25 protein-coding genes are annotated in these 26038 nt (G+C 73.4%); 16 read left to right on the plus strand and 9 right to left on the minus strand.

The window, feature by feature from the left end; genetic code table 11:
- Positions 1–16: 16 nt before the first annotated feature.
- A complete protein-coding gene (locus O7597_RS02545; RefSeq protein WP_164449244.1) occupies positions 17–616 on the minus strand; it encodes a heme-copper oxidase subunit III in 600 nt (199 codons plus the stop codon).
- A gap of 192 nt (positions 617–808) precedes the next feature.
- On the opposite strand from O7597_RS02545, the gene O7597_RS02550 reads away from it, so the two are divergent.
- The 4 genes from O7597_RS02550 (at position 809) to O7597_RS02565 (ending at position 3730) form a co-directional block, all read left to right on the plus strand.
- Positions 809–1723: a cytochrome c oxidase assembly protein gene (locus tag O7597_RS02550; RefSeq protein ID WP_281583361.1), complete on the plus strand. Its 915-nt coding sequence runs from the start codon at positions 809–811 to the stop codon at positions 1721–1723.
- Positions 1724–1897: 174 nt separating this feature from the next.
- On the plus strand, positions 1898–2293 hold the full coding sequence (locus O7597_RS02555) for a hypothetical protein (RefSeq protein WP_269737541.1): 396 nt from the start codon (positions 1898–1900) through the stop codon (positions 2291–2293).
- 84 nt (positions 2294–2377) lie between these two features.
- Positions 2378–3424, plus strand: coding sequence for an anthranilate phosphoribosyltransferase (gene trpD, locus O7597_RS02560; protein ID WP_281581910.1), 1047 nt, complete (start codon positions 2378–2380; stop codon positions 3422–3424).
- A 108-nt stretch (positions 3425–3532) separates the two neighbouring features.
- On the plus strand, positions 3533–3730 hold the full coding sequence (locus tag O7597_RS02565) for a hypothetical protein (RefSeq protein WP_269737543.1): 198 nt from the start codon (positions 3533–3535) through the stop codon (positions 3728–3730).
- Positions 3731–3799: 69 nt separating this feature from the next.
- Here the strand turns inward: O7597_RS02565 and O7597_RS02570 are convergent, their stop codons facing one another.
- Together O7597_RS02570 and coxB are read right to left on the minus strand one after the other, a co-directional pair.
- Positions 3800–4228 carry a cytochrome c oxidase subunit 4 gene (locus O7597_RS02570; protein WP_269737544.1) on the minus strand — a complete coding sequence of 143 codons (429 nt, stop codon included), beginning with the start codon at positions 4226–4228 and terminating at the stop codon, positions 3800–3802.
- A gap of 10 nt (positions 4229–4238) precedes the next feature.
- The gene (gene coxB, locus O7597_RS02575) at positions 4239–5210 is read right to left on the minus strand and encodes a cytochrome c oxidase subunit II (protein WP_269737545.1); all 972 of its coding nucleotides are present in this window, start codon (positions 5208–5210) and stop codon (positions 4239–4241) included.
- A 193-nt stretch (positions 5211–5403) separates the two neighbouring features.
- On the opposite strand from coxB, the gene O7597_RS02580 reads away from it, so the two are divergent.
- Both O7597_RS02580 and O7597_RS02585 read left to right on the plus strand, forming a co-directional pair.
- Entirely contained in the window at positions 5404–6555 is a 1152-nt protein-coding gene (locus O7597_RS02580) for an aminotransferase class V-fold PLP-dependent enzyme (protein WP_269737546.1), read from the plus strand.
- 2 nt (positions 6556–6557) lie between these two features.
- A complete protein-coding gene (locus tag O7597_RS02585; RefSeq protein WP_269738668.1) occupies positions 6558–6788 on the plus strand; it encodes a sulfurtransferase TusA family protein in 231 nt (76 codons plus the stop codon).
- A gap of 66 nt (positions 6789–6854) precedes the next feature.
- Here the strand turns inward: O7597_RS02585 and O7597_RS02590 are convergent, their stop codons facing one another.
- The 3 genes from O7597_RS02590 to O7597_RS02600 all read right to left on the minus strand — a co-directional run bounded on the left by O7597_RS02590 (position 6855) and on the right by O7597_RS02600 (position 9752).
- A complete protein-coding gene (locus tag O7597_RS02590; RefSeq protein ID WP_269737547.1) occupies positions 6855–7832 on the minus strand; it encodes a carbohydrate kinase family protein in 978 nt (325 codons plus the stop codon).
- Between the two features lie 260 nt (positions 7833–8092).
- Positions 8093–8461, minus strand: coding sequence for an iron-sulfur cluster insertion protein ErpA (gene erpA, locus O7597_RS02595; RefSeq protein WP_093401225.1), 369 nt, complete (start codon positions 8459–8461; stop codon positions 8093–8095).
- Between the two features lie 151 nt (positions 8462–8612).
- Positions 8613–9752 carry a glycerate kinase gene (locus tag O7597_RS02600; protein ID WP_269737548.1) on the minus strand — a complete coding sequence of 380 codons (1140 nt, stop codon included), beginning with the start codon at positions 9750–9752 and terminating at the stop codon, positions 8613–8615.
- 68 nt (positions 9753–9820) lie between these two features.
- On the opposite strand from O7597_RS02600, the gene nadA reads away from it, so the two are divergent.
- From nadA to O7597_RS02620, 4 genes are all read left to right on the plus strand, one after another.
- Complete coding sequence (gene nadA / locus O7597_RS02605) at positions 9821–10996, plus strand: quinolinate synthase NadA (RefSeq protein ID WP_281581911.1); 1176 nt, start codon at positions 9821–9823, stop codon at positions 10994–10996.
- Between the two features lie 226 nt (positions 10997–11222).
- The gene (gene murA, locus O7597_RS02610) at positions 11223–12578 is read left to right on the plus strand and encodes a UDP-N-acetylglucosamine 1-carboxyvinyltransferase (RefSeq protein WP_348650813.1); all 1356 of its coding nucleotides are present in this window, start codon (positions 11223–11225) and stop codon (positions 12576–12578) included.
- Positions 12579–12657: 79 nt separating this feature from the next.
- On the plus strand, positions 12658–13263 hold the full coding sequence (locus O7597_RS02615) for a DUF3043 domain-containing protein (RefSeq protein WP_269737551.1): 606 nt from the start codon (positions 12658–12660) through the stop codon (positions 13261–13263).
- 448 nt (positions 13264–13711) lie between these two features.
- Positions 13712–17836 carry a WG repeat-containing protein gene (locus tag O7597_RS02620; protein ID WP_281581913.1) on the plus strand — a complete coding sequence of 1375 codons (4125 nt, stop codon included), beginning with the start codon at positions 13712–13714 and terminating at the stop codon, positions 17834–17836.
- Positions 17837–18120: 284 nt separating this feature from the next.
- On the opposite strand, the gene O7597_RS02625 is transcribed toward O7597_RS02620, so the two are convergent.
- Positions 18121–18645, minus strand: coding sequence for a quercetin 2,3-dioxygenase (locus tag O7597_RS02625; RefSeq protein WP_281581914.1), 525 nt, complete (start codon positions 18643–18645; stop codon positions 18121–18123).
- A 110-nt stretch (positions 18646–18755) separates the two neighbouring features.
- Between O7597_RS02625 and O7597_RS02630 the strand changes: the two genes are divergently transcribed.
- Positions 18756–19421 carry a TetR/AcrR family transcriptional regulator gene (locus O7597_RS02630; RefSeq protein ID WP_269737554.1) on the plus strand — a complete coding sequence of 222 codons (666 nt, stop codon included), beginning with the start codon at positions 18756–18758 and terminating at the stop codon, positions 19419–19421.
- Between the two features lie 45 nt (positions 19422–19466).
- Positions 19467–20465 carry an aldo/keto reductase family protein gene (locus O7597_RS02635; protein WP_281581915.1) on the plus strand — a complete coding sequence of 333 codons (999 nt, stop codon included), beginning with the start codon at positions 19467–19469 and terminating at the stop codon, positions 20463–20465.
- Between the two features lie 61 nt (positions 20466–20526).
- Here the strand turns inward: O7597_RS02635 and O7597_RS02640 are convergent, their stop codons facing one another.
- Together O7597_RS02640 and O7597_RS02645 are read right to left on the minus strand one after the other, a co-directional pair.
- On the minus strand, positions 20527–21318 hold the full coding sequence (locus tag O7597_RS02640) for a site-2 protease family protein (RefSeq protein WP_281581916.1): 792 nt from the start codon (positions 21316–21318) through the stop codon (positions 20527–20529).
- Positions 21318–21518 carry a hypothetical protein gene (locus O7597_RS02645; protein WP_269737557.1) on the minus strand — a complete coding sequence of 67 codons (201 nt, stop codon included), beginning with the start codon at positions 21516–21518 and terminating at the stop codon, positions 21318–21320. The genes O7597_RS02640 and O7597_RS02645 overlap by 1 nt, the downstream gene beginning before the upstream one ends.
- Before the next feature lie 178 nt (positions 21519–21696).
- On the opposite strand from O7597_RS02645, the gene O7597_RS02650 reads away from it, so the two are divergent.
- The 4 genes from O7597_RS02650 (at position 21697) to O7597_RS02665 (ending at position 26032) form a co-directional block, all read left to right on the plus strand.
- Positions 21697–21903, plus strand: coding sequence for a Rho termination factor N-terminal domain-containing protein (locus tag O7597_RS02650; RefSeq protein ID WP_281581917.1), 207 nt, complete (start codon positions 21697–21699; stop codon positions 21901–21903).
- Between the two features lie 74 nt (positions 21904–21977).
- A complete protein-coding gene (cobU, locus tag O7597_RS02655) occupies positions 21978–23912 on the plus strand; it encodes a bifunctional adenosylcobinamide kinase/adenosylcobinamide-phosphate guanylyltransferase (protein WP_281581918.1) in 1935 nt (644 codons plus the stop codon).
- Positions 23902–24675 (plus strand): adenosylcobinamide-GDP ribazoletransferase, encoded by a 774-nt coding sequence (locus O7597_RS02660; protein ID WP_281581919.1) that lies wholly within the window; start codon positions 23902–23904, stop codon positions 24673–24675. Before cobU ends, O7597_RS02660 begins: the two co-directional genes overlap by 11 nt.
- Positions 24676–24742: 67 nt before the next feature.
- Positions 24743–26032: a DUF2314 domain-containing protein gene (locus O7597_RS02665; protein ID WP_281581920.1), complete on the plus strand. Its 1290-nt coding sequence runs from the start codon at positions 24743–24745 to the stop codon at positions 26030–26032.
- The last annotated feature ends 6 nt before the right edge of the window (positions 26033–26038 follow it).

Consider the following 26038-nt stretch of genomic DNA (forward strand, 5'->3'; position numbering starts at 1 on the left):
CTGGTGCGCGCCAAGATCACTGAAGCCAGTAGATCATGGCGTAAAGCGCGATCCACACGACGTCGACGAAGTGCCAGTAGTACGACACCACGATCGCCGAGGTGGCCTGAGCCGGGGTGAACCGGCCCATGGTGGTGCGGATCATGAAGATCACGAAGGCGATCAGACCACCGGTGACGTGCAAGCCGTGGAAGCCGGTGGTCAGGTAGAACATCGACCCGTAGCCGTCGCTGTTGATTTTGACGCCGTGGTGCACCAGCTCGCGGTACTCGTTGAGCTGGCCGAGCACGAAGATCAGGCCCATCACGAAGGTGATCGTGAACCAGCGCCGCAGCGCGTGGACGTCACCCTTCTCGGCGGCGAACACGCCGAGCTGGCAGGTCACCGAGGACAACACCAGGATCACCGTGAAGGTGGTCGCGTACGGGATGTTGAGGACCTCGGTGTGCTCCGCCCACTGCTCCGGTGCCGCCGCGCGGATGGAGAAGTACATCGCGAACAGCGCCGCGAAGAACATGAGTTCGCTGGAGAGCCAGACGATCGTCCCGACGCTGACCATGTTCGGCCGCGTCAGAGAGTGGATCCGGCTCTTGTCAATGGCTGGGGCCGCAGTCACGCGGTCATTATTGCCGTTCACCACGGCCGGCGATCAGCGGGGGGTGAAACCCGGGTCGGTAGTGGCCCGATCGGTACCGTCCGGTTCGCCTGACCTAGGCTGATTGGTGTGCTGCACGTCGATCCGATCTCCCTGGCCGCCGCGACCGCGCCGCTGCTCACCACGGCCGCGACCGGCTCGGCCGTCACCGAGGTGACGACGAGCGCCGGGAGTCTGGCGGCCCCGGCCACTGTGCCGCCGTTCTCCATCACCGCCGTGTTCACCGAGGCGCGGCTGGACAGCTGGCTCGCCGTCGGCCTGGTCCTCGCGGCCGGCCTCTACCTCTACGGGGTGTACCGGCTGCGGCTGCGTGGGGACCGCTGGCCGATCACCCGGACCATCTTCTTCCTCGGCCCCGGCCTCGGCGGCATCGCCTCGGTGACGGTCAGCGGGCTGGAGACGTACGACACCACGCTGCTGTCGGTGCACATGGTGCAGCACATGGTGCTGTCCATGGTCGCGCCGATCTTCCTGGCCCTGGGCGCGCCGGTGACCCTGGCTCTGCGCACCCTGCCTTCCGGCCCCCGCAAGCGGCTGCTCGCGGTGGTGCACAGTCGGATCGCCCGGATCTACACCTTCCCGCTGGTGGCGTTCGCCATCTTCGTGGTGAACCCGTTCGCGCTCTACTTCACCGATCTGTACCGCTACACGCTCGAACACGCCTGGGCGCACGAACTGGTGCACGCGCACTTCATCATGACCGGCTGCGTCTTCTTCTGGCCGCTGCTCGGGCTGGATCCGCTGCCCGGACGCTGGCCGTACCCCGGGCGGGCGCTGCTGATGCTGCTGTCGGTGCCGTTCCACACCGTGCTCGGGCTGACCATCATGCAGAGCACCACCCTCTTCGGCGGCGACTGGTACCCCTCGCTCGGGCTGAGCTGGGCCGACCCCTGGGAGGACCAGGTGCTCGCCGGCGGCATCCTGTGGGCCGGCGGCGAGTTCGTCAGCGTGACGATGCTCGCGGTCCTGGTCGTGCAGTGGATGCGGCAGGCCGAGCGGGAGGCCCGCCGGATCGACCGCGAGCTGGACCGCCAGGAGGCCCGCCGACGGGCGGAGTCCACCGCCTGAGACCAGCCCGGCGGACCGGCCGGGGCGGCGTGTCACGGGCACCACACCGGCCGGTACGATCGGCCACGCAGCTAGGAAGTGGGAGCCGTTGGGAGCCATGAGCGAGCACAGCGAGCGGGTCACGCTCGGTGCGATGGCACCTCAGGACGGCACGAGGCGAAGCGGAGTGTCGGCATGAGTGACCGTCTGTGCACCGTCCTGCTCTACAGCGACGACCCGCAGGTACGGGACCGGATGCGGCTCGCCGTCGGCACCCGACCCGCGGCCGACCTGCGAGTCGAGTTCGTCGAGGCGTCCAGCTACGCCGAGTGCATCCGACTGGTCGACGACTACGAGATCGACCTGATGCTGCTCGACGGTGAGGCCACCCCCGGCGGCGGCATCGGCATCGCCCGGCAGATCAAGGACGACCGCGACGACGCCCCGCCGACCTGCGTGGTGATCGCCCGCGCCGCCGACCGCTGGCTGGCGTCCTTCGCCGAGGTCGACGCCACCCTGGTGCACCCGCTCGACCCGGTCACCACCGCCGCCACGGTGACCGAGCTGCTGCGCACGAGCGCACCCGCCTGACGTCCCACTCCGGCACCGCCACGGCGCCGGGCGAGCCGGCGCCGGTCCCGTCCCACCCGTAACCGTCTGCTCGGGAGGCCCGCCATGGGCGATCGGACCTGGCCACACCTGCTCACCGCGCTGCTGCGTGGCGAGGAACTGTCCGCCGCCGACACCGCCTGGGCGATGGGCGAGATCATGTCCGGGTCGGCCGCGCCGGCCCAGATCGCCGGCTTCGCCGTCGCGCTGCGGGCCAAGGGCGAGACCCCGGCCGAGGTGACCGGGCTGGTCGAGGCGATGCTGAGCCGGGCCGTCCCGGTCGAGCTGCCCGAGGAGGTACGCGCCGAGGCGCTCGACGTGGTCGGCACCGGTGGCGACCTCGCCCACACGGTGAACATCTCCACGATGACGGCGCTGGTCGTGGCCGGGGCCGGCGTACGCGTGGTCAAGCACGGCAACCGGGCCGCCTCGTCCTCCTGCGGCACCGCCGATCTGCTGGAGTTCCTCGGCATCCCACTTGATCTCGGGCCCGAGCAGGTGGCCCGGTGCGTCGCCGAGGCCGGCATCGGCTTCTGCTTCGCCGCCCGGTTCCACCCCGGCATGCGCCACGCCGGTCCGGTCCGCCGGGAGCTGGGGGTGCCGACCGCGTTCAACTTCCTCGGCCCGCTGACCAATCCCGGCCGCCCCCGCTCCGGAGCCGTCGGCTGCTTCGACGCGACGATGGCGCCGGTGATGGCGGCCGTCTTCGCGGCCCGGGGCGACTCGGTGCTGGTGATGCGCGGCGAGGACGGGCTGGACGAGTTCACCACCGCCGCCGCGACCCGGTTCTGGATCGCCCAGAACGGGGCCGTCAGGGAGACCGTGGTGGACGCGGTCGACCTCGGCGTACCCCGGGCCACCCTCGCTGAACTGCGTGGCGGCGACGCGGCCCACAACGCCGACGTGGCCCGACGCCTGCTCGCCGGCGAGCCGGGGCCGGTGCGCGACGCCGTCCTGGTCAACGCGGCGGCGGCGCTGGCCACCCAGGGTCCGCTGGACGGCGACCTGACCGAGGCGCTCCGCGCCGGTCTGGGCCGGGCCGCCGAGTCGATCGACTCCGGCGCGGCCGCCCACACCCTCGACCGCTGGATCGAGGTCGCCCGCACCGCCTGACCTCGCCCGTGCCGCGCGGCGCGGCACGTCGGAGGGTCGTGGGAAACTACAACCGAGTAGTTCCGGCGATGTCCGACGATCGGCCGCCCCGAGCGAAAGGAGAGGTCCGTGTCGGAGCGCGAGCTTCACTGCGACATCTGCGGCAGCATCCAGCCGTTCGAGGCACCGCCCTGTGTCGACGGCCACGGCGCCGACTGCCCCGAACGGGCCTGCGCCGGCTGCGGCGCGGCGATCATGATGTTCGTCAGCACCGCACCGCGCCGGTCGACCCGCCGCCGGGCGGCCGTCCACCACCGCGCCGCCTGAACCAACCCCGCCCACTCCACGACGACAGGGCCCGCCCCGGTGGGGGCGGGCCCTGTCGCGTTGCGAGGCTCAGTGCTCGGCGGTACGCCGAGTGCCGCTGTAGTACTCGAACAGCAGGCCGCAGGCGGCCAGGATCACGGCCACCGCACCGAGGCCGAGCAGCCAGAACTGCCAGAACACCAGGCCCAGGCCGGCGATCGCGGCGGCCAGGGCCAGGCCGAACGGCCAGTAGCTGCCCGGGCTGAAGAAGCCGATCTCACCCGCTCCGTCGGCGATCTCGGCGTCCGGGCGGTCCTCCGGGCGCAGGTCGATGCGGCGGGAGACGAACCAGAAGAAGCCGCCGCACATCGCGCAGAGCAGGAACGACAGCAGCAGGGCCACGGTGCCGATCCACTCGACCCGACCGTCCGAGTCGGCCCACGTCCAGCCGCCGTAGAGGACGGTCGCGAAGAGCAGGAACCCGGCGATGATCAGGAAGATACGCCACTCGGTCTTCATGCCGGTTGCCTCAGCTTCCCGTGCCGGCCGGAGCGGTGTCCGGGTTGAAGTTGCTCTCGTCACGCCGCGTCTCGAACGGCCTCGTGGTGACCGCGTACGGCTCCTCGCCGATGGAGGTCAACGCCTCCTGGGTCGAGGCGCCGCCCTGCTTGGCGGCGAGGAAGCGGTCGAAGTTCTCCGGCGAGACGACCCGCAGCTCGAAGTTCATGAAGGCGTGGTAGCTGCCGCACAGCTCGGCGCAGCGCCCCACGTAGGCCCCCTCGGTCTCCAGCGAGGAGACCTCGAACACGTTACGGATGCTGCCGGGGAAGACGTCCCGCTTGAACAGCATCTCCGGCACCCAGAAGGAGTGGATGACGTCGCGGCTGGTCTCCTCGAACCGGATGGACCGGTCGGTCGGCAGCACCAGGATCGGGATGACCTCGCTGGTGCCGAGCACCGACGCGGTGGTCTCGGCGTCGACGCCCTGGCCGTCGCGGTAGTTGAACTGCCAGTTCCACTTGAAGGCCACCACCTCGACGGTCACGTCGGGGTTGTTGGTGGTCTTCACCACGTCGGTCTGCACCACGGCGGTGTAGTAGAAGAGCACCGAGACGATCAGCACCGGCGCGATGGTGTAGAGGAACTCCATCGGCAGGTTGTAGCGGGTCTGCACCGGCAGTTCGTTGCCGCGCTTGCGGTAGCGCACGATGCACCAGAAGATCAGGCCCCAGACGAAGAAGCCGACCGCGAGCGCCGCGACGCACGAGGCGATCCACAGGTCGTACATCCGTCGGGCCTCGGGAGTGATGCCGCCCTGCGGCCAGCCGAAGCCGCCGAACGCCGCTCCGACGTCACAGCCCGTGAGCAGGACCAGCAGCGCCGCCCCACTGAATCCGAGCCCGGCGAGACGCCCGGCACGCCGCCCCCGCCGCCCACCGGCTCGCGAGGATGCGCTGTGCCGTACGGCCGTCGGCCGTACCTCCGAACTCCTTGCGACCACCTGGTCCTGCCTCCCTAGCGCGCCGCGGTGTCCTCGTTTCGGCCGGCTCCGCCGAGCGGAGCCGCCGCACCGGCGGCAAAGGCGTCACCGACGGTCGCAGATTACTCGACCATGACGGGCTGGACCCGGTTGGGGTCGTTGTCCGCACCCGACGGGGGATCGGGTGCCGACCGGGGCGCTAGCGTGGGCAGACGTGACTGCCTCCCCCGTCTACCTGGACGCGGCCACCGCCGCGCCGCTGCATCCGGTCGCCCGGCAGGCGCTGCTGGCCGCGCTCGACGACGGCTGGGCCGACCCGGACCGGCTCTACTCGCCGGCCCGCCGCGCGCGTCAGTTGCTCGACGCCGCGCGCGAGGCCACGGCCGAGACGCTCGGCGTACGCCCCGACGAGCTGTCCTTCACCGCCAACGGCACCACCGCCGCGCACGCCGCCGTCCTCGGTGGCCTGCGGGGACGCCGGCGGGCCGGCCGGGTGCTGGTGCACTCGGCGATCGAACACTCGGCCGTGCTGCACGCCGCCGAGCAGCACGTCGCCGGCGGCGGCACGGCCGTCGAGGTGCCGGTCGACCGCCTCGGCCGGCTGGACCTGGATGCCTGGTCGACGGCGGTCGCCGGGGCCGAGGTGGCGTCGGCCGCGCTGATCGCGGCCAGTCACGAGGTGGGCACCGTGCAGCCGGTGGAGGCCGCCGCCGCGGCCTGCGCCCGGGTCGGCGTGCCGCTCTACGTCGACGCCGCGCAGGTGGTGGGCCGGGTGCCGGTGCCGCCCGGCTGGTCGGTGTTGACCGCGAGCGCCCGCAAATGGGGCGGTCCACCCGGCGTGGGACTGCTCGTGGTGCGCAAGGGCACCCGCTGGGAGTCGCCCTGGCCGACCGACGAGCGGGAATCGGGGCGTACGCCGGGCACGCTCAACCTACCGGCGGTGGTCGCGGCGGCGGCGAGCCTGCGGGCGGTGGCGGCCGACGCGGCGGCCCAGGCGGCGCGGCTGTCCGCGCTGGTGGACCGGATCCGGGCCCGGGTGGCGGCCGAGGTGCCGGACGTGGAGGTGGTCGGCGATCCCGAGCGCCGGCTACCGCATCTGGTCACCTTCTCCTGCCTGTACGTCGACGGGGAGGCGCTGCTGCACGCGCTGGACCGGCGGGGTTTCGCCGTCTCGTCGGGCTCGTCCTGCACCTCGTCCACCCTGCGTCCGTCGCACGTGCTCGAGGCGATGGGGGTGCTCTCGCACGGCAACGTCCGGGTCTCGCTGCACCCTGGCAGCACCGAGGCCGACGTGGAGCGTTTCCTCACCGAGCTGCCCGGCATCGTCGCCGACCTGCGGGAACAGGCGGGGGTGGTGGGGCTGTGACCATCCCCGACGACCAGCCCGACGAGGTGCTCGACTGCCTCGGCCAGCGCTGCCCGCTACCGGTGATCGCCCTGGCCCGCCGGCTGCCGGAGCTGCCGGTGGGCTCGGTGGTCCGGGTGCTCGCCGACGATCCGGCGGCGGCGGTCGACATCCCGGCCTGGTGCCGCATGCGCCAGCAGGAGTTTCTGGGCGACGCCCCCGGACCCGGCTACGACGTGCGCCGCTCCCGTTGACCGACCGGCACGGCAGTGGTGTGGGTGTCGAGCTGACAGCGCAGCCGGGTCACGGCCGGTGGGCAGTCAGCTGAGCAGGTGGGGGCGGATCTCGTCGGCGGCGTGGTCGCCGTAGGACTCGGCGAGGCGCTTGACGAAGGCGTCCCGGCGCACCTGGTACTCCTGGGTGCCGACGGTTTCCAGCACCAGCGTGGCGAGCAGCGAGCCCACCTGCGCGGCCCGCTCCAGCCCGACCCCCCAGGACAGCGCGGTGAAGAAGCCGGCGCGGAAGCCGTCGCCGACGCCGGTCGGATCGACCGCCTGGGTCTCCCGGGCGATCGGCACGTGAATCGTCTCGATCTCCCGCCCAGCGATCTCCACCCCGTGCTTGCCCAGCGTGGTGACCCGGATCTTCACCCGGTCCAGCAGCTGCGCGTCGGAGAGGCCGGCCTTGCTCTGCAACAGCGACTTCTCGTAGTCGTTGGTCATCAGGTAGTCGGCACCGTCGATCAGGGCCACCACGTCCTCGCCGGGCATCCGGGCGAGCTGCTGCGACGGGTCGGCGGCGAACGGGTAGCCACGCTCACGGCACTCGGCGGAGTGGCGCAGCATCGCCTCCGGGTCGTTGGCGCCGACCAGCACCAGGTCCAGCCCGCCGAGACGCCGGGCGACCGGGTGCAGCTCGATGTTGCGGGCCTCGCTCATCGCCCCGGCGTAGAACGAGGCGATCTGGCACATGTCGGTGTCGGTGGTGCACACGAAGCGGGCGGTGTGCGCGATCTCGCTGACGTGCACCGAGTCGCAGTCCACGCCGTGCCGCTCCAACCAGGACCGGTAGTCGGCGAAGTCGGCACCGACGGCGCCGAGCAGCACCGGTTGGAGACCGAGCTGACCCATGCCGAACGCGATGTTGGCCGCCACCCCGCCCCGGCGCAGCACCAGATCGTCCACCAGGAAGGAGAGCGAGACCTTGTGCAGCTGGTCGGCGATGAGCTGGTCGGCGAACCGACCGGGGAAGCTCATCAGATGGTCGGTGGCGATCGAGCCGGTCACGGCGATCTTCATGGCAACCCTCGGATTCGGCGGCGGAGCCCGGTCAGCCTACCGGCACCGCGATCCCCCGAGCGACCACCCGACGCCATCCCGCCCGCCCCACCCACCGACCCCACCCCGCACAGATGATCAAGAAGTTCTGGCCGCGCCGCTGCGCGTGTCGCGACCAGAACTTCTTGATCAACGCCGTTGGGCGCGGCGGCCGGAAGCGGAGACGCGGACGGCGGTACGGCCGTGAGGCCGTACCGCCGTCCGCGTGGCGAAACCGGGGCTCAGCTGAAGGAGTCTCCGCAGGCGCAGGAGTTGCCCGCGTTGGGGTTGTCGATCGTGAAGCCCTGGGCGTCGATCCGGTCGGCGAAGTCGATGGTGGCGCCGGCCAGGTAGGGGGCGCTCATCCGGTCGACGACGACCTCGACACCGTCGTAGTCGGTGACGATGTCACCGTCGAGCGAACGCTCGTCGAAGAAGAGCTGGTACCGCAGGCCGGAGCAGCCGCCCGGCTGCACGGCGACCCGGAGTCGCAGGTCGTCGCGGCCCTCCTGCTCGATCAGGGCCTTGACCTTCTGCGCCGCGACGTCGGTGAGGACGACGGACGTGGGGGCCTTGGCCTCGGTCGACTCGGTCTGCGCTGGCGTGGTCACGTGGAATTCTCCCTGCGGCGCGTCGGTGTGGTCCTCCCCTGGCCAACGTCAGCCGCCGGTCAGCGATTCCCACAGTGGTCCAGTTTCTGATTGTAGGCCGCCGGTGGCCGCGGCACCCGGCGGCGTGACCAGGCACTCGGCGCGAACCGGGTCAGCGGCTCCACTGCCGGGCCAGCCGGGCGCCGAGCTCACGCAGCCCCTGCGCCGGGCGCTCCAGCGCGGCGGCCAACCCGCCGCGCTCCTCACCGCCGAAGTGCTCCACCAGGCTGTACGCGTCGGTCACCCCGACCGACGCCGCCTCCCGCCGCCCGGTGCTGACCTGCCCGGCGAGCACGACACAGGGTACGCCCCGGTCGCGCGCGGCCCCGGCCACTCCGGCCACCACCTTGCCGCGCAGCGACTGATGGTCGAATCGGCCCTCCCCGGTGACCACCAGATCGACCTCGTCGAGCACGGTGTCCAGTTCGACGGCCCGGCTGACCAGCCCGATGCCGGACTCGCACCGCCCGCCCAGGGCGAGCAGCCCGGCACCGACACCGCCGGCGGCCCCACCACCGGGCAGTGCGCCCAGCCCACTGGGGCAGCCGGGCAGGTCCCGCTCCAGCACCTCGGCCCAGCGCCCGAGCGCGGCATCGAGCAGCAGCACGTCGGCCCGGTCGGCGCCCTTCTGCGGGCCGAAGACGTTGCTCGCGCCGTGCAGCCCGAGCAGCGGGTTGTCGACGTCGGTCGCCGCGATCAGCCGGGCGTCCCGCAACCGGGGCGTCCCGTCGAGTTTCGCCGCCGCGGTCAGCGCCGCACCGCCGTACGGCAGGGCCGCGCCGGTGCCGTCCAACACCACCGCGCCCAGGGCGGTGAACATTCCCGCGCCACCGTCGTTCGTCGCCGAGCCGCCGAGCCCGACCACCACCGTGCGTGCGCCGGCCTCCACCGCGGCGGCGATCAACAGACCCAGGCCGTACGACGTGGTGGCCAGCGGGTCGCGCTCGGCGGCGGAGAGCAGGTGCAGCCCGCAGGCCTGCGCGCTCTCCAGCCAGGCGACCGCGCCCCCGTCGGTGAGCAGCATCTCACCGGTGACCGGGCGGCCCAGTGGATCTGTCGTCGGCACCGGCACCCGCTGGCCGGGCAGCGCCTCGGCGAGCACGTCGAGGAAGCCCGGCCCTCCGTCGGCCAACGGCCTGACCAGCAGGTCGTCGCCGGGTGCCACCTCCCGCCAGCCCTCCGCCACGGCGGCGGCGACCTGCGGGGCCGGGAGCGTACCGGCGAACTTGTCCGGGCAGAGCAGTACGCGCATGCCTGGCAGTGTGGCAGCCCACACCGGCACGGGCGGCAGGGCGGTCGTGCTGTGGGACCATGGAGGGCGTGACGTCGACCTGGGTTGAGCCCTCCAACACCGCCACTGCGCTGCTGCTCCTCGGCCGCGGCAGCGACCCCGCCACCGAACGTGGCGTGGAGTGTCCGGGTGACCTGCCGGCACCGAGCGATCCCGACCTGGTGGCCCGCGCGACGGCGGCCAAGGCCGCCCTCGGTGACCGGGTCTTCGTGCTGGGCCACCACTACCAGCGCGACGAGGTGATCCAGTTCGCCGACGTGACCGGCGACTCGTTCAAGCTGGCCCGCGAGGCCGCGGCCCGGCCGCAGGCCGAGTTCATCGTCTTCTGCGGCGTGCACTTCATGGCCGAGAGCGCGGACATCCTCACCTCGGACGCGCAGCAGGTGGTACTGCCCGACCTGGCCGCCGGCTGCTCGATGGCGGACATGGCCGCGCTGCCACAGGTCGAGAACGCCTGGGACGTGCTCACCGAGCTGGGCCTGGCGCAGCACACCGTCCCGGTCACCTACATGAACTCCTCGGCGGACATCAAGGGCTTCGTCGGGCGCAACGGTGGGGTGGTCTGCACCTCGTCGAACGCGAAGCGGGCCCTGGAGTGGGCGTACCAGCAGGGCGAGAAGGTGCTCTTCCTGCCCGACCAGCACCTGGGCCGCAACACCGCCGTGCTGGAGATGGGCTTCTCCCTCGACGACTGCGTGCTGTACGACCCGCACAAGCCGGGCGGCGGGCTCACCGCCGAGCAGCTGCGCGAGGCGAAGATGATCCTCTGGCGCGGGCACTGCTCGGTGCACGGCCGGTTCACCCTCGACAGCGTCAACGACGTCCGGCAGCGGGTGCCCGGGGTGACCGTGCTGGTGCACCCCGAGTGCCGGCACGAGGTGGTGCGGGCGGCCGACCTGGTCGGGTCGACGGAGTACATCATCAGGACCATCGAGGCCGCCCCGGCCGGCTCCGCCTGGGCCGTCGGGACCGAGCTGAACCTGGTCCGCCGGCTGGCGCTGGCCCACCCCGACAAGCAGATCATGTTCCTGGACCGGGCGGTCTGCTACTGCTCGACGATGAACCGCATCGATCTGCCGCACCTGGTCTGGGCGCTCGAGGAGCTGGTCGCCGGGCGGGTGGTCAACCGGATCACGGTTGACGCCGACACCGCGCACCACGCGCGGGTGGCGCTGGACCAGATGCTCGCGCTGCCCGGCGCCTGACCTCGACCGGGCATCACGCTCAGTAACACCCGGTGTACGCGAAAGTGCCGGATCACCGATAAATGCCCTCCGAGGCGGTGTGACCGGATCCATTCTCATCACGGAGGGCTATGCTGCCGGGCGACGACACATGCGGGCGCGGGCGTTTGCGCGCGGTCGCGCCCCGGGTAGCGAACCGGTGGTGTCCATCCATCGAAACGGCAGCACGCACGCGCTGGAGGTTGCGTTGACCGACGACATCCTGGTCGTACACGGAGGCACGCCGCTGCAAGGGCGGATCCGCGTGCGCGGCGCGAAGAACCTGGTCTCCAAGGCGATGGTCGCCGCCCTGCTCGGCGACAGTCCGAGCCGGCTGTTCGACGTGCCGAAGATCCGCGATGTCGAGGTCGTCCGGGGTCTGCTCGGGCTGCACGGTGTCAAGGTCACCGACGGCGACGAGGATGGCGAGCTGGTCTTCGACCCGGCCAACGTGGAGAGCGCCAGCACCGACCAGATCAACGTGCACGCCGGCTCCAGCCGGATCCCGATCCTGTTCTGCGGGCCACTGCTGCACCGCCTCGGGCACGCCTTCATTCCGGACCTGGGCGGCTGCCACATCGGGCCCCGGCCGATCGACTTCCACCTGCAGGCGCTGCGGGAGTTCGGTGCCACCGTCGAGAAGACCCCCGAAGGGCTGCACCTGTCCGCACCGAACGGGCTGCACGGCACCAAGTTCGCGCTGCCCTACCCGAGTGTGGGCGCGACCGAGCAGGTGCTGCTGACCGCGGTGATGGCCGAGGGCGTCACCGAGCTGCGCAACGCGGCAGTGGAGCCGGAGATCGTCGATCTGATCTGCGTCCTGCAGAAGATGGGCGCGATCATCAAGGTGCACACCGACCGGGTGATCGAGATCCAGGGCGTCCCGAAACTGCACGGCTACACCCACCGGCCGATCCCGGACCGGATCGAGGCGGCGAGCTGGGCGGCTGCGGCACTTGCCACCCGGGGTCACGTCGAGGTGCTCGGCGCCGAGCAGGCCGACATGATGACCTTCCTGAACGTCTTCCGTTCGGTCGGCGGCGAGTACGAGGTGACCGACACCCGTCCCCCTCGGCTGGGACAGCCGGGGCAGGAGGGCGGCATCCGCTTCTGGCACCCGGGCGGCGAACTCCAGGCCACCGCGCTGGAGACCGACGTGCACCCGGGGTTCATGACCGACTGGCAGCAACCGCTGGTGGTCGCCCTGACCCAGGCTCGCGGCCTGTCCATCGTCCACGAGACGGTCTACGAGCAGCGACTCGGCTACACCGAGGCGCTGAACTCGATGGGCGCGAACATCCAGGTCTACCGCGACTGCCTGGGCGGCACCCCGTGCCGCTTCGGCCGACGCAACTTCAAGCACTCCGCGGTGATCGCCGGCCCGAGCAAGTTGCACGCCGCCGACCTGGTCATTCCCGACCTGCGGGCGGGCTTCAGCCACCTGATCGCCGCGCTGGCCGCCGAGGGCACCTCCCGGGTCTACGGCGTCGACCTGATCAACCGGGGCTACGAGGACTTCGAGGCCAAGCTCGCCGACCTCGGCGCGCACGTGGAACGACCGTAGTCGGCCCGAGGCGCCACCCGCCGCGCGTTCGCCGCACCGCGATGTGCGGCGGGCGCGCGGCGTTGGCTACCCTTGCCGCGTGCCGTCGCTGTTTCGTCGCAAGTCCGCCGACCTCGCCGATCCCGCCACCGAGCCGCTGACCCCGGCGCAGGAGGAGGCGGCCGAGGCGGCTCGGTCCCGTGCCTACACCCCGGCCAAGGGCCGGGAGACGCCCAAGCGGCCCGTGACCGGGCGTCGACCCGCCGGGGCGACGAAGCCGCTGAGCAAGGACGAGGCGAAGGCGGTACGCCGGCAGCGTCGAGCCGAGGCGGCCGCGGAGTTCCGGCGGGAGGGTGGCCCACGCGACCGGGGGCCGGAGCGGCTGCTGGCCCGCAACGTGGTCGACTCCCGGCGTACCGTCGGCACCTGGTTCTTCGGTGGCGCGCTGGTGGTGCTGATCGGCTCGAACCAGGCGATGCCCCCGGTGATCCGGCTGGCCTCCAACCTGCTCTGGGGTGCGCTGGCGCTGGGCGTGGTCGTCGACTCGGTGCTCATCTCGCGCAAGATCAAGAAGCTGGTCCGCGAGCGGTTCCCGAAGTCCACCCAGCGGATGGGTTCGCTGTACCTCTACGCGATCATGCGGGCGATCACCTTCCGCAAGCTGCGTTCGCCGGAGCCACGGGTCGCCATCGGCGATCAGGTCTGACCGCGGGTCCGGCCCGCGCCGTACGCCCGGCCCGGCGACGAGCGGCTGACGGTGGGTGTGGCAGCGTCGGAAGTCCGATACCGGCATAGGGATAAATGTCCGGATCAATAGGATAACGTTTGGGTTGACGAGGGTGCCGCAGTGGCGGTGACCGAGCCCGCGCCGTTACCCTCCATGCGCAGCCATCCGGTGCCCGGACAAGCGATTTTGTCGGCCTCCGGGGTGCCCAGCGCGACCATTTCCGACGAGGTGACATCGCCGTGAGCGAGCGGACGCGAGCCGACCACCGGGGCGCGACCGTGAGCGGGCGGGCGCCGGCCCTGGGCTCCGGCACGGGCCGTGGTGCACGGCTCGGTCGTCGCGGTTCCGTCGGACGGGCTCCCGCGCCGCGTGTCGCGACATGCGGCGCCTGCCCGCGGCGTCCCGTCCGCAGCGACAGGTCCGAAGGATGAGTCGCGGCTACGCCGACCGGTGGCACGATCCCGCCGAGCCGTCCTGGGTCGTCGAGCCGACGAGCGAATGGCAGCCGCAGTTCCCCGGCCAGCGTTACCCGGGTGACATCGGTGTCGAGCACCAGCCACCGCCCCCACGAGGTCGGGCGAGCGCCGTCGGACGCGCCGAGGTGCCGCCGCTCGCGCCGACCCGGCCCGACGGCACCTACGTCGGCCGGTCCTGGGACGACGAGCCGGACGGCTGGCCGGGCCGGCACGACGTCCCCGACCGTCGACCCACCGGGAGCCCGAACGGTGCGCAACCGTACGAGCGGTCGGTGCCACCCGGCTCCCGGTCCGAGGGGCGGCGTTCGTACGACGATGCTCCCCGCAGCCGTGACGGGGTCGTCTGGTCGGACTTCGGGCCGCAGGCCTCGGGCGCCGGCGCGCCGCCGCGCCGCGACCGGCGTGACCCGGACCGGTACGTGGATCGCCGGGACCCGCGCGAGTCCGACCGACGCGACCCGGACCGCGCCCGCGACCAGCGCGATCCCGACCGGTACGCGCGACGCGACCCGCAGCGGTACGCCGGCCGGGAGCCCGAACGACGTGACCCGGATCGGCGCGACGACCGGTACCCGCGACCCGAACCGGAGCGACGGGGCCAGCGCGAGCCCGAGTCGTACCCGGATCGGCCGCGCCGCCGCGCCGAACCGACCGGCCGCGACGAGTACCGGCGTGGGACACCGGTGTCCCCGGCCGCCCGCCCGGAGCCCGGCTGGGTGGCGGAGACGGACGAGGAGCGTCGGCCCGCCGCCGCACACCGCCCGGCCGACGGCGTCGACCGCCGGCCGCCCGGGGACGTCTCCCAACGTCCCCGCTACCAGTGGAGTCACCACCCCGGGCAGCCGGCCCGCGCCGACGGCCCGGTGGTCGACGGTTACCGCGGTGACTTCGTCGGCGGCGGCGACCCGGACGCCGCGCCATACCCGGACGGCTACGTCGACGACGAACCGGTCCGCACCGCGTCCGACGAGTGGGCCCGCCCGGACCGCAACCGCCGGTGGGGTGGCCCGCAGCCGTCGACGTCGGATCCGCAGGAGTACGGCGCTCCGCCGCGCGGCGACCTGCCCTGGCCGGCGCCCGGACCCTTGCGGCCGAGCAGCGGTCGGGACCATCGCGAGTACCAGCGGCCGACTCCGCAGGAGCGGGATGCCGACCGGCGGGCGGGCGGCCCACCGGACGGCCCCGAACCGGAGCGGTTCGTCGACCGGCCAGCCGCCGCGCTGCCCGACCCCGAGCGCCCGGTCTCCGGGGCACCCGACCAGGATCCGCGCCGCCGTCACCTGTCGGTGGTGCCGGACCATCCCGTCTCTCCCGCCCCGGAGCGGGACCGTCCCGTCTCACCCGCAGCCGGCCGGGCCCGGCCCGTCTCCCCCGCTCCGCAGCACCTTCAGCCGGGGGTCGACCCCGCGCCACACCGTCGTGCTGCCGCACCGGTCGAAGACCTGAAGCCGGACCGGGCACCGGTCGGCCGCCCCGACCGCAACCGGACCGACCTTCCCGGCCAGGACCGGGAACGGCCGGCGGCCGCCGCCGCTGCCGACCGGGCACCGACGGGGGACGCCGTCCGACCGGCACCGCTGCACCAGCACGAGGTACGTCCCGCGCCGTTGCACGAGCACCAGGTACGTCCCGCTCCCCTGCACGATCAGCCGGTCGTCGCCTCGCCACCACCGACACCGGCACCCTCGGTGGCCGCCGTACCACCCGTCGCTCCGCCCCCGGCCCGTCCGGTCTCCGCACCACCAACTCACCGACCGGTCTCCGCACCACCCAGCCACCCCGCTGTGCCCGCACCGTCGGGGCGGATGTCCGGGGCCGTCGCCGATCCGGCACCGGTGGGACCGCCGCCGGGGGTGCGACCCGATCTCGCCGGCAGCTCTTCCGAGGTGCCGACCGCACCGCCGGCCCGCCAGCCCACCCGGTACGTGCCGCCAGCGCCCGAGCCGTCGACGCCCGGACCCACCCGTCCCCCCGCCGATGGTCCGCAGAGCTGGTTCGGGCCCACCACCGAGCCGCCCGCCGCGACGCAGGCCTCGTCCACCGCAGCGCCGCCAAGGGCGGAGCCCGCACCACCCGGCCCCGAGCCGCTCGCCGAACCCGTGTCGGCACCACCCGGCCCCGAGCGGCTCGCCGAACCCGTGTCGGCACCAGGCGGCTACGCCGCGCCGGACCGGCCGGTGCCACCCCACCTCGTACCGCCCGACGTCGCGGCGTCCGCGCCGCCGGTCTCGGCCCCTCCGGGCCCGGCACCGTCCGCACCGCCACCGCCCGATCGCCCGGCCGCCACACCACCGGCACCGGCGACCCCGGTCTCGGCACCGCCCGCGTCGCCACCGCCGGTCCCGGAGCCGCCGGTCTCCGCACCCGCCGCCGTCTCGCAGCCACCGGTCACCACGCCGGCTGCCGGGACACCGCCCACGGCGCCCCCGGTGTCGGCGCCGCCGGTCTCCGGGGCTCCCGGCGGGCCCGACCTCGGTGCGCCGGTCTCGGCCGTGCCGGTGTCGACGCCGCCGGCTCCCCCTCCGACCGGTGACCCTGAGCCAGCGGACGACCAGGCTCAGCTCGGTTACCCCACCGGGCCCGACGGCGCGGCGGGCGGTGACACCCGGCGCTCCGGCGAGGCCGTCGAGGGTGCTGCCGGCACCGCGTCGGATGACGTCGGCAATGGCAGCGGCCCGGTCGACGCGATGCTCGATCCCTCGGCCGACTCCGGGCTCCCGGCCGCCGACGAGCCGGACGCCGCGGACGCGACCGACGACGAGCCGGCACCGGAACCACCGGCCGATCCCGAACAGGTGCTGGCCCGCTTCCGCTGGCGCCTCGACCCGGTGACCCTGCGGGAGACCGTCGACGACCCGGCGGAGCTGCGCGAGGTCCGGGAGCGACTCACCGAGAAACTCGCCTCGGCGCTGGACAACCGGTCCCGCGCCCGGCTGCTGAGCCTGCGCGCGGTCGCCTCGCGGGTCCTCAACGACCTGGACGACGCGCTGGCCGACGGCCGGATGGCGCTGACCTACGCCGAGGCGACCGGTGAGTTGCGCCGGGCCGCGCTCGCCCAGGCCCGGCTGGCCCACGTCCTGCGCTGGCGGGGCGAATTCGCCGAGGCCGACCGGCTGTTCGCGGAGGCCAACTCGATCGAGCTGCCCGACCGGCTCCGCGCGGCGCTGCACGAGCACGCCGCCCGCTGCTGTTACGACCAGGGCCGGCTGATCGAGGCCTGCCATCACTTCGAGCGAGCTCTCGACCTGCGCGGCGAGCAGGACGCCGAGTTGCTGGACCGGGTCCGGACCGGCCTCGACGCGGTCGCCAGCCGAGCCGAGGAGGGCGGCTTCGGGCCGTACCCGCGCAGTTGGGACGAGGTGTTGGAGCGCGACCGCACTCCGGTGCCGGCGCGCGACGGCGGCCAGGGCCTGTGGGGCTATGCGGACGCCGAGGGCGACATGGTGGTGCCCGCCCGGTACGCGGAGGCGCAGCCGTTCCGGGACGGTCTGGCCTGGGTACGCGGACCGCAGACCGACCGCTGGTCATTGATCAACGTGGCCGGTGAGACGGTGCTCGAACCGACCTACCTGGCGGCTCGGCCGTTCTCCGACGGCCTGGCCTGGGTGGTGCGCGACGAGAGCGGTTGGCACGCCGTCGACGCCACCGGCACGGTGGCGGTGCCGCCGGGCTTCGCCGACGTGCGGCCGTTCCACAAGGGTGTGGCGGTGGTCCGCCGGGAGGGCTGGGGCGCCGTCGACCGCACCGGCCGGATCGTGGTGCCGACCCGCTACCACGGCTTCCACACCACCCTGGCCGACGGCCACCACGTCGACGGCTTCACCGAGGAAGGGCTGGCCGTGGTGGACCTGGCGGGCCGCAAGGGCGTGGTGGACCGGAGCGGCCAGGTGATCGTCGCGCCGGCACATCCGGCGTTGCTGATCCACCCGGTCGCCTTCCTGGCCACCAACAGCGCCGGGAACTGGGGTGCCCTGGACCGGCGTGGCGAGTCGTTGATCGACCCGATGTTCCACCACCCGGGCGCGGTGGTCGCCGAGATCGACGGACTGCTCGCCGACGCCAACCCGGTGCTCTGAGGTCGGCGACCCGACCGCCTGGCGCCGCACGGCCACCGGCGGTCGCGTCCCGGCGCGGGATCAGGCCGGCGCCACCGGCCGCGTCCGGGCCTGACCGGTCTTGGGTCCCACCCGGCACGGGTGGCGGCGTCCGGTGCGGGGACCCGGCACGCCCCGGTGGTGCGCGGAGGCGCCGGTGCCGGGAGTGCGCTCGTATCCGGGGATGCGGAAGACGGTCCTCCGGCGCCGCGCGCCGTCACCGGCGCTACCGGTCCTCGACCCGTCCGAAGGTGCGCCCGAGGCGGTCACGGTACTGGCCGGTGGGTCGGTTGGTGGGCCGGGCCCGTCGGCTGGTGGCCGGGGGGTGGGCCCAGCAGTTCGATCCCGTGCCGCGCGGAGGCGTGTCCGAGCGCGGCCGGGTCGACCGGTGCCGGGTCCGGCAGCCGACGCTCCGCCGCCGGCACCCCGACCTCGGCGACGTACTCCTCGAAGCCGGCGGGGGTGGTCAGTTGCAGCACCCGCAGCGGTTCGTCCGGACCGACCACGAAGGTGTGCGGCAGGCCCGCCGGTAGCAGCACGAAATCGCCGGGTGCGGCGGTCAGCACCGCGTCGTCGCAGTAGAACGTGGCGGTGCCGGACAGCAGGTAGAACATCTCGTCCTCGACCTGGTGCCGGTGCAGTGGCGGGGCGAAGCCGGGCGGGTTGACGAACTCGACAGCGGTGAGCCGACCGCCGGTCTGCGCGCCGGTGGCCTTGACGGTGACCAGGTTGCCCAGGAACCAGTACGCCTCCCCCTCGTCGGGCCGACGTACGAACGGATGGACGGACATGGGTGCCTCCCCGGTGACGACGAAACTTCGCTGGACATCGAGCTATTGGATAGTCAGTTGCTATTCGATAGCTGAGAGTCTAGTGAATACATTGCTAGTATGACGACGCCATGGATGAAGTCAAGGACGGAAAACCGACCAGGCCGTACCGGTCCCGGATCCGCGAGGAGAACGCCCGTCGTACCCGACAGGCCGTGGTCGCGGCGGCGACCGAACTCTTCGTCGCCCGCGGCTACACAGGCACCTCGCTGGCCGACGTGGCAGCCGCGGCCGGGGTGGCCCGACCCACCGTGTTCGCCGCGTTCGGCTCGAAGGCGGCGCTGCTGCGCCAGGTGCTCGACGAGGCGCTCGCCGGCGACGACGAGCCGGTGCCGGTGGCGCAACGCCCCTGGTACCGGCCGGTGTGGGAGGCCACCACCGGTGGTGCGGTACTCGACGCGTACGCCGGGGTCTGCACCCTGATCGGCGCGCGGACCACCCGGGTGTTCGAGACCGTCCGGCGGGCCGCCGACGGCAGCCCCGAGGTGGCCGAGGTCTGGCGGACGCTGCTGCGCAACCGCCGGCTCGGCGCGACGATGGTCATCGAGCGGATGGGCGCCCTGGACGCGCGGTTGCGCCAGGGCTCCGACGTCGAGACCGCCATCGACGAGGTGTGGTTCTACAACGACCCGGCGCACTACGGCGCGCTGGTGCTGGAACGCGGGTGGCGCGAGGACACCTTCCGCCGCTGGCTCGGCCGCAGCCTGCGCCACGCCCTGCTGTCCGACCCCGACTGATCACCGTCGCCTGCCGGGTCCACCAGGGCGGGCTAGGGTCAGAGCATGGAATTCCGACACCTGGGCCGCTCCGGCCTCATGGTCAGTGAGATCTCGTACGGCAACTGGATCACCCACGGTTCGCAGGTCGAGGAGGAAGCGGCGTTCGCCTGCGTGCGAGCCGCCCTCGACGCCGGCATCACCACCTTCGACACCGCCGACGTCTACGCCGGCACCCGCGCCGAGGACGTCCTCGGCCGGGCGCTCGAGCAGGAGCGGCGCGAGGGTCTGGAGATCTTCACCAAGGTGTACTGGCCCACCGGGCCGGGTCGCAACGACCGGGGCCTGTCCCGGAAGCACATCATGGAGTCGATCAACGGATCGCTGCGTCGGCTGCGTACCGACTACGTGGACCTCTACCAGGCCCACCGGTACGACTACAGCACCCCGCTGGAAGAGACGATGGAGGCCTTCGCCGACGTCGTGCACTCCGGCAAGGCGCACTACATCGGCGTCTCCGAGTGGAAGGCATCGCAGATCCGCGAGGCGCACGGCCTCGCCCGGGAGCTGCGCATCCCGCTGGTGTCCAGCCAGCCGCAGTACTCGATGCTCTGGCGGGTCATCGAGAGCGAGGTCATCCCCACCAGCGAGGAGTTGGGCCTCGGGCAGATCGTCTGGTCGCCGATGGCCCAGGGGGTGCTCTCCGGCAAGTACCTGCCCGGCCAGCCACCGCCGGCCGGTTCCCGGGCCACCGACGAGAAGTCAGGTGCCGGCTTCATCGCCAAGTGGCTGACCGACGACGTGCTGACCCGGGTGCAGCAGCTCAAGCCGCTGGCCGACCAGGCCGGGCTGACCATGCCCCAGCTGGCCATCGCCTGGGTGCTGCAGAACCCCAACGTGTCGTCGGCCATCATCGGCGCCTCGCGCCCCGAGCAGGTGCACGACAACGTCAAGGCGGCCGGTGTCAAGCTCGACGCCGGCCTGCTCAAGGCGATCGACGAGATCGTCGAGCCGGTGACCGAGCGGGACCCGGCGCGCACCGAGTCGCCGGCCGAGCGGCCCTGACCCGTCCCGCCCGGCCGGCGTAGCGCACGTCGGCCGGGCGGACGCCTCCGCCGGGCCGTGCTCAGCCCTGCCAGAAGCGGACCAGGTCCAGACCGGTCGCGTACAGCCACGGCGGCAGGCCGAGCAGGTCGCCGATGGCGAAGACGGCGGTGAAGAACCAGCCACCGATCGTCGGGTTCCACAGCAACGCGAAGAGCAGGATGAACCCGTACGGCGCGAACAGGTCGTACATCCGCCGATACGGCGAGGTCAGCCACGGCTGGATCATGTTTCCACCGTCCAACCCGGGCACCGGCAGCAGGTTGAGCAGGCTCGCGGTGATCTGGAGGAAGGCCAGCAGGGCCACCGCCGCCCAGAACTCCACCGGTCCACCACCGCCCGCGCCGAGCCGCAGCACCGCCACCAGCACGAGTGCGAACAGCACGTTCGTGGCGGGTCCCGCGAGGCTGACCAGGGTGTGCCGCAACCGCCCCGGGATGACGTGCCGGTCCACCCAGACCGCGCCACCGGGCAGACCGATGCCGCCGAGCAGCACGACCACCACCGGCAGCGCGATGGACAACAACGGGTGGCTGTACTTCAACGGGTTCAGGGTCAGGTAGCCGCGGTGGGCCACCCCCCGGTCACCGCTGCGGTACGCCACCACCGCGTGGGCGTACTCGTGCAGGCACAACGAGACCAGCCAGCCGGAGACGACGAAGCCGAACACGGTGAGCCGGACGTTGCCGATCCCGTGCCAGGTCAGCACGGCGCTGGTCACCAGCAGAGCGACAAGCGCCAGGAAGACCGGGCTGGGCCGGAAGGCCGCCCGGGGCACCCCGAGCACCAGCGGCTCGGAGTCCCGGGGCGTCATCACTCGGCCACGGGCTGCAGGCTCATCCGGTACTCCACCCGATCGTCCTCCAGGAGCGCGACCGAGGTGACGCCGGACGCCGCGAGTTCCCGCCAGGTCTGACCGATCCAGGACTCGGCATCCGCCTGGCTGGCGAACGACTCGGCCGGCCCCTCGACCGACTCGCCGTTCGCGCCCTCGTACCGCCAGCTCCACGCCATGTGCGCGTCTCCCCTCGCCGCTGCTGCCCCTTGGGGCGGACCTCCGCCAGCGTAGTCGTACCGCAGCGCCGCCGACCGGGCCACGGGCGGCGATCGGCGGCCCGGACGACGCCCGGGCGAGACTGAGCCTGCCGCGGCCGGGTATGTCGTTCGGGAACCCGACGCACAGGAGGCGACAATGACGACACCGATCCCGCAGATGGACACGGCGGAACTGCGCGACATCGCGATGCGCGGCGGCATCGAAGGCGCGCGGGAGATGGACCGGGAGGAACTCATCGACGCCCTGCAGGCCCGCCCCGGCGAGGGGGCCTGGCAGGAGGATCCGAAGCCGGCGGACGTCAACCCCAACGACGTCAGGTACCAGTCCCCCGACCGGCTCTGACCGCATCGCGGGCCGGCGGCGCGCTGCCCTACCTGCGGTCCGCCGACCCGCCCGCTGGACGTAAGGTACGCAGCATGTCCCTTGACGGGTGGAACACGCTTCTGGTCCTCGGCGGCATCCGGTCCGGCAAGTCGGAGTTCGCCGAGTCCCTGGTCGCCGACGCGTCCACGGTCCGCTACCTGGCGACCGCCGCCGACCGGGGGGACGACCCCGAGTGGGCCGCGCGCCTCGCCGCGCACCGCGCCCGCCGGCCCGCGACCTGGAGCACCGAGGAGACCGCGACCGACCCACGTCGACTCGCCGACGTGATCTCCACCGCCCGGCCGGAGGACACCCTGCTCGTCGACGACCTCGGCGGCTGGGTGACGGTCCTGCTCGACCCGGCGCACCAGCCGGCCGACGACACCGCCACCATCGACGAACTGGCCGCCGCCGTGCGGTCCTGCGCCGCGCGGTTGGTGCTGGTCAGCCCCGAGGTCGGGCTCTCCCTGGTACCCACCACACCGCTGGGCCGGGCGTTCACCGACGCCCTCGGCGCGGTCAACCGCGCGGTCGCCGACGCCTGCGACACGGTGGTCCTGGTGGTCGCCGGCCAGCCGTGCCGGTTGAAGCCCGCCGTCGTACCACCCGCGCTCTCCGACGCGCCACCTGCCGCTTCCGCCCCGTCGGCCGTAGCCGCCACGGTGCCCGCTCAGGCCGGGCCGACCGGTGAGTCGTCGGAGACCCCCGACGCTCCGCCGCCGCCCGACTCGCCGCCGGTGACCAGGCCGCAGCTCCCCGACTCGCCGCCGGTGACCTTGCCGCAGCTCCCCGCCGAGCCCGCTGCCGAGACCGTCGGCACCGGCTGGACAGCGCCCACCACGGCCCTCCCGCTGGTCGCGACCGGCCTGGTCATCCAGCCCGGCATGGAACTGCCCATGCCCGACGAGTACGCCGGGCCGCAGGCCGTCGACCGGCTGGCGAGCCTGGACGTGCCGGGCGCCGGGCTCGGTGCGCTGGAGCAGGTCGTCTTGTTCGCCGCCGCCACCCAGGGCACCCCCACCCCGGCCCCGTGGCGGTCGGTGCGGGTGCTGCTGGTGCACGGTGACCACGCGGGCGGCGTCGCCGCCGGCACGACGGCCGGTGAGTCGGCCCGCCGCGCCGGGCAGGCCCGAGCCGGGCAGGGCGTGCTCGCCCGGCTGGCCGCCGAGAGCGGCGCGAGCCTACAGGTGGTGGACGCCCCCGCCGCCGCGCCCATCGAGCACGGCCCGGCGCTGGACGTCGATCAGGTGGACTCGGCCCTGCGCCACGGCTGGCGGCTGGCCGAGGAGGCGGCGGACGCCGGCGTACAACTGCTGGTGCTGGCCGCGTGCGGCGCCGGCACCGAGGCCACGGCCGCGGCGGTGCTGGCCGCGACCGCCGGCGCCGAACCGCCCGCGGTGCTGGCCCGGGTGGTCACCGCGGGCGGCGAGATCGACGACGCGGCCTGGATGGCCCGCTGCGCAGCGGTCCGCGACGCCCTGCACCGCACCCGTCGTTCCGCCCGCAACGCCATGGACGTGCTCGCCGAGTTGGGCGGTGGGGACATCGCCGTCGCCACCGGCATCCTGCTGGGCGCGACCGCCCGCCGGCTGCCGGTGCTGCTGGACGGCCCCGTCGGGGTGGCCGCCGCGCTGATCAGCCGGGACCTGGCCGGACAGGCCCGGCACTGGTGCCTGCTGGCCGACGACGGCGGTCACCCGGCCGTCCGGCTCGCCGCCGACGTGCTCGGCCTGGATCCGCTGACCCGGTTGCGGCTCGATCTCGGCGAGGGGGCGAACGCGCTCACCGTGCTGCCGCTGCTGCGGTCGGCGCTGGCGTTGGCCGCCGCGTTGCCGTCCCGTCCCGAGGGCGACAGCGAGGGCGACGAGCCGGGCCCGATCGAGGAGACGGAGCCCGACTTCCACGAGCCGGAGCCCGAGGGTCCCGGCCCGACCACCACCGCGCCGGCCGCGGAGCCGGCGGAGACCTCCGCCGCACGTGCCGGCTGAGCTGCGGCTCGGCGACGGGGCGCGGCTGGCGCTGACCACCCTCACCATCCTGCCGCTGCGCGTCGGCCGGGTCGACCGGGCCACCGCCGGCACGGCGATGACGCTCGCCCCGGCGGTCGGCGCGCTGCTCGGTGTGCCGCTGGCCGGCATCCTGCTGCTGTTGGCCGCCGGCACCGCGCCGCTGGTCGCCGCCGGAGTCACCGTCGCGGCGGCGGCGGTGCTCACCCGGGGGCTGCACCTGGACGGGCTGGCCGACACCGTGGACGCGCTCGGGTCGTACCGGCGCGGACCGGCCGCCCTGGAGATCATGAAGAAGCCAGACGTCGGGCCCTTCGGCGTGGTCGCCCTGGTGCTCGTCCTGCTGGTGCAGGCCGCCGCGCTGGCCGAGCTGGCCGGCCGGTCCCGCCCGGCGGTGTTCGCGGCCGTGCTGACGGCCACGGCGGCGGGGCGGCTCGGGGTGACGCTGGCCTGCCGCCGAGGGGTGCCGGCGGCGCGACCGGAGGGGCTGGGTGCGCTCGTCGCCGGCACCGTCGGCCCTGTCGCGCTGGTCGTCGCCACCGCCGCCGTCGCGCTGCTGGCGGTCGCGGCGGTGCCGCACCAGCCGTGGCAGGGCCCGCTGGTCGTGCTGACGGCGCTCGCCGTCGCGGCCGGGCTGCTGCGGCACGTGGTACGCCGCCTCGGCGGGATCACCGGCGACGTGCTCGGCGCCACCGTCGAGCTGGTCACCACGCTCGTCTACCTGGGACTGGTGCTGTCCGCCTGAGTCGGTGGCCCGGCGCCGGGTAGCGTACCTGCGACGACAGCACCGGCGCGGCCACCCGGGGGACGACATGCTCATCACCGACGACTTCCTGCCCGTTCCGGTTCCGGAGTCGCTGAGCGCGACCTATCTGGTGCCGACGGCCGGACTGCCGTCGGTGACCGCCCGCACGGCCGTGGAGAAGCTGGCCGGCCGGCTCGCCGAGCCGGTGTACGGACTGGCCCGGCAGATGCTGGACAGTCCGCTGATGAGCGTCGACATCCGGCCCGTCGGCGAGTTTCCCGAGCTGCCGCCGGACCTGCTCACCGCGTTCGGGGCCAGCGAGGCGCAACTGGACCGGCTGGCCGCCGCGAGCCACCTGGTGGTGGTGCAGGCGGAGTACCGGCCGGGCTGGCCACCCGCTCACGAGTGGGCCGCGCGGGCGGTCGCCGCGGCGGTCGCCGAGGCGGTGGGCGGCGACGTGGTGGACGTCTTCGGCCTGCAGTTCCTCGACCCGGCCGCGGCGCTGCGCTCGCTGCCCGACGCGCAGGGCCGGGTCCGGCTGGTCGACTGGGTGCTGGTGCCCTACTCGTCGGACGCCGAGGGGCTCTGGTTCACCACCAAGGGGCTGCGCCGCTTCGGCCTGCTGGAGTTGCAGACCCAGGGGGTGCCGGACCATCTCACCCGGGCCTGGGGCGCGGTGATGACCGGTGCCGCCCGGCGCCTGCTGCGGGACTGGACCGACGGGTTGGCCGGCGAGGAGATCCCGGCGTTCGTGCAGCTGCCGGTGCTGGCCACGGTGACCGGCCACGACATCGCGGTGGCGTACGGCAATCCGGAGCAGCACGGGGCGACCGCGCCGGTGCTGCTCCGCCTGGAGCTGGACCCGGCCACCGACCCGGACGCCGACTCCTTCCTCAGCCTGCGCCCGCCGGCCGGGCACCCCGGTCCCGCCGGGCGGTACTTCGCCAACGCCTGCGCCACCCTCTTCTCCGGGATCCAGCCCGACGTGCGGTACGCCCGCTCCGGTGACGCGATGAGCCGGGCGATCGCCACCGCCCGCGCCGGGCTGGCGGACATCCGGGTCCGGTTCCGCGACGGTCAGCTGCCGCCGGAGACGCAGCTGGTGGTCAAGTACGGGCTGCCGGGCGACGACGGCCCCGAGTACGTCTGGGCCGGGGTGACGGACTGGGACTCCCCGGACCGGATCGTCGGTGCCAGCGCCAGCGACGCCAACACCGACCCCACCGTTCGCATCGGCGCACCCGTCGTCGTGGCGGTCGCCGACATCGTCGACTGGGCGGTCCTGAACGCCGACGGCGTCATCGAGGGCGGCTGGACCCAGGCCGTCCTCGACGCCGGCCAACCCCCCACCCCCTGACCGGTC

It is taken from the genome of Verrucosispora sp. WMMC514 (genome assembly GCF_027497295.1).
Taxonomy (GTDB): domain Bacteria; phylum Actinomycetota; class Actinomycetes; order Mycobacteriales; family Micromonosporaceae; genus Micromonospora; species Micromonospora palythoicola.

Excerpts from the sequence above, each read along its gene's own strand:
- O7597_RS02555 (WP_269737541.1), top strand. The coding sequence starts at position 1,898 with ATGAGTGACCGTCTGTGCACCGTCCTGCTCTACAGCGACGACCCGCAG.
- trpD (WP_281581910.1), top strand. The coding sequence starts at position 2,378 with ATGGGCGATCGGACCTGGCCACACCTGCTCACCGCGCTGCTGCGTGGC.
- O7597_RS02570 (WP_269737544.1), bottom strand. The coding sequence starts at position 4,228 with ATGAAGACCGAGTGGCGTATCTTCCTGATCATCGCCGGGTTCCTGCTC.
- O7597_RS02590 (WP_269737547.1), bottom strand. The coding sequence starts at position 7,832 with ATGAAGATCGCCGTGACCGGCTCGATCGCCACCGACCATCTGATGAGC.
- O7597_RS02600 (WP_269737548.1), bottom strand. The coding sequence starts at position 9,752 with ATGCGCGTACTGCTCTGCCCGGACAAGTTCGCCGGTACGCTCCCGGCC.
- O7597_RS02620 (WP_281581913.1), top strand. The coding sequence starts at position 13,712 with ATGAGTCGCGGCTACGCCGACCGGTGGCACGATCCCGCCGAGCCGTCC.
- O7597_RS02625 (WP_281581914.1), bottom strand. The coding sequence starts at position 18,645 with ATGTCCGTCCATCCGTTCGTACGTCGGCCCGACGAGGGGGAGGCGTAC.
- O7597_RS02630 (WP_269737554.1), top strand. The coding sequence starts at position 18,756 with ATGGATGAAGTCAAGGACGGAAAACCGACCAGGCCGTACCGGTCCCGG.
- O7597_RS02635 (WP_281581915.1), top strand. The coding sequence starts at position 19,467 with ATGGAATTCCGACACCTGGGCCGCTCCGGCCTCATGGTCAGTGAGATC.
- O7597_RS02640 (WP_281581916.1), bottom strand. The coding sequence starts at position 21,318 with ATGACGCCCCGGGACTCCGAGCCGCTGGTGCTCGGGGTGCCCCGGGCG.
- O7597_RS02645 (WP_269737557.1), bottom strand. The coding sequence starts at position 21,518 with ATGGCGTGGAGCTGGCGGTACGAGGGCGCGAACGGCGAGTCGGTCGAG.
- O7597_RS02650 (WP_281581917.1), top strand. The coding sequence starts at position 21,697 with ATGACGACACCGATCCCGCAGATGGACACGGCGGAACTGCGCGACATC.
- cobU (WP_281581918.1), top strand. The coding sequence starts at position 21,978 with ATGTCCCTTGACGGGTGGAACACGCTTCTGGTCCTCGGCGGCATCCGG.
- O7597_RS02665 (WP_281581920.1), top strand. The coding sequence starts at position 24,743 with ATGCTCATCACCGACGACTTCCTGCCCGTTCCGGTTCCGGAGTCGCTG.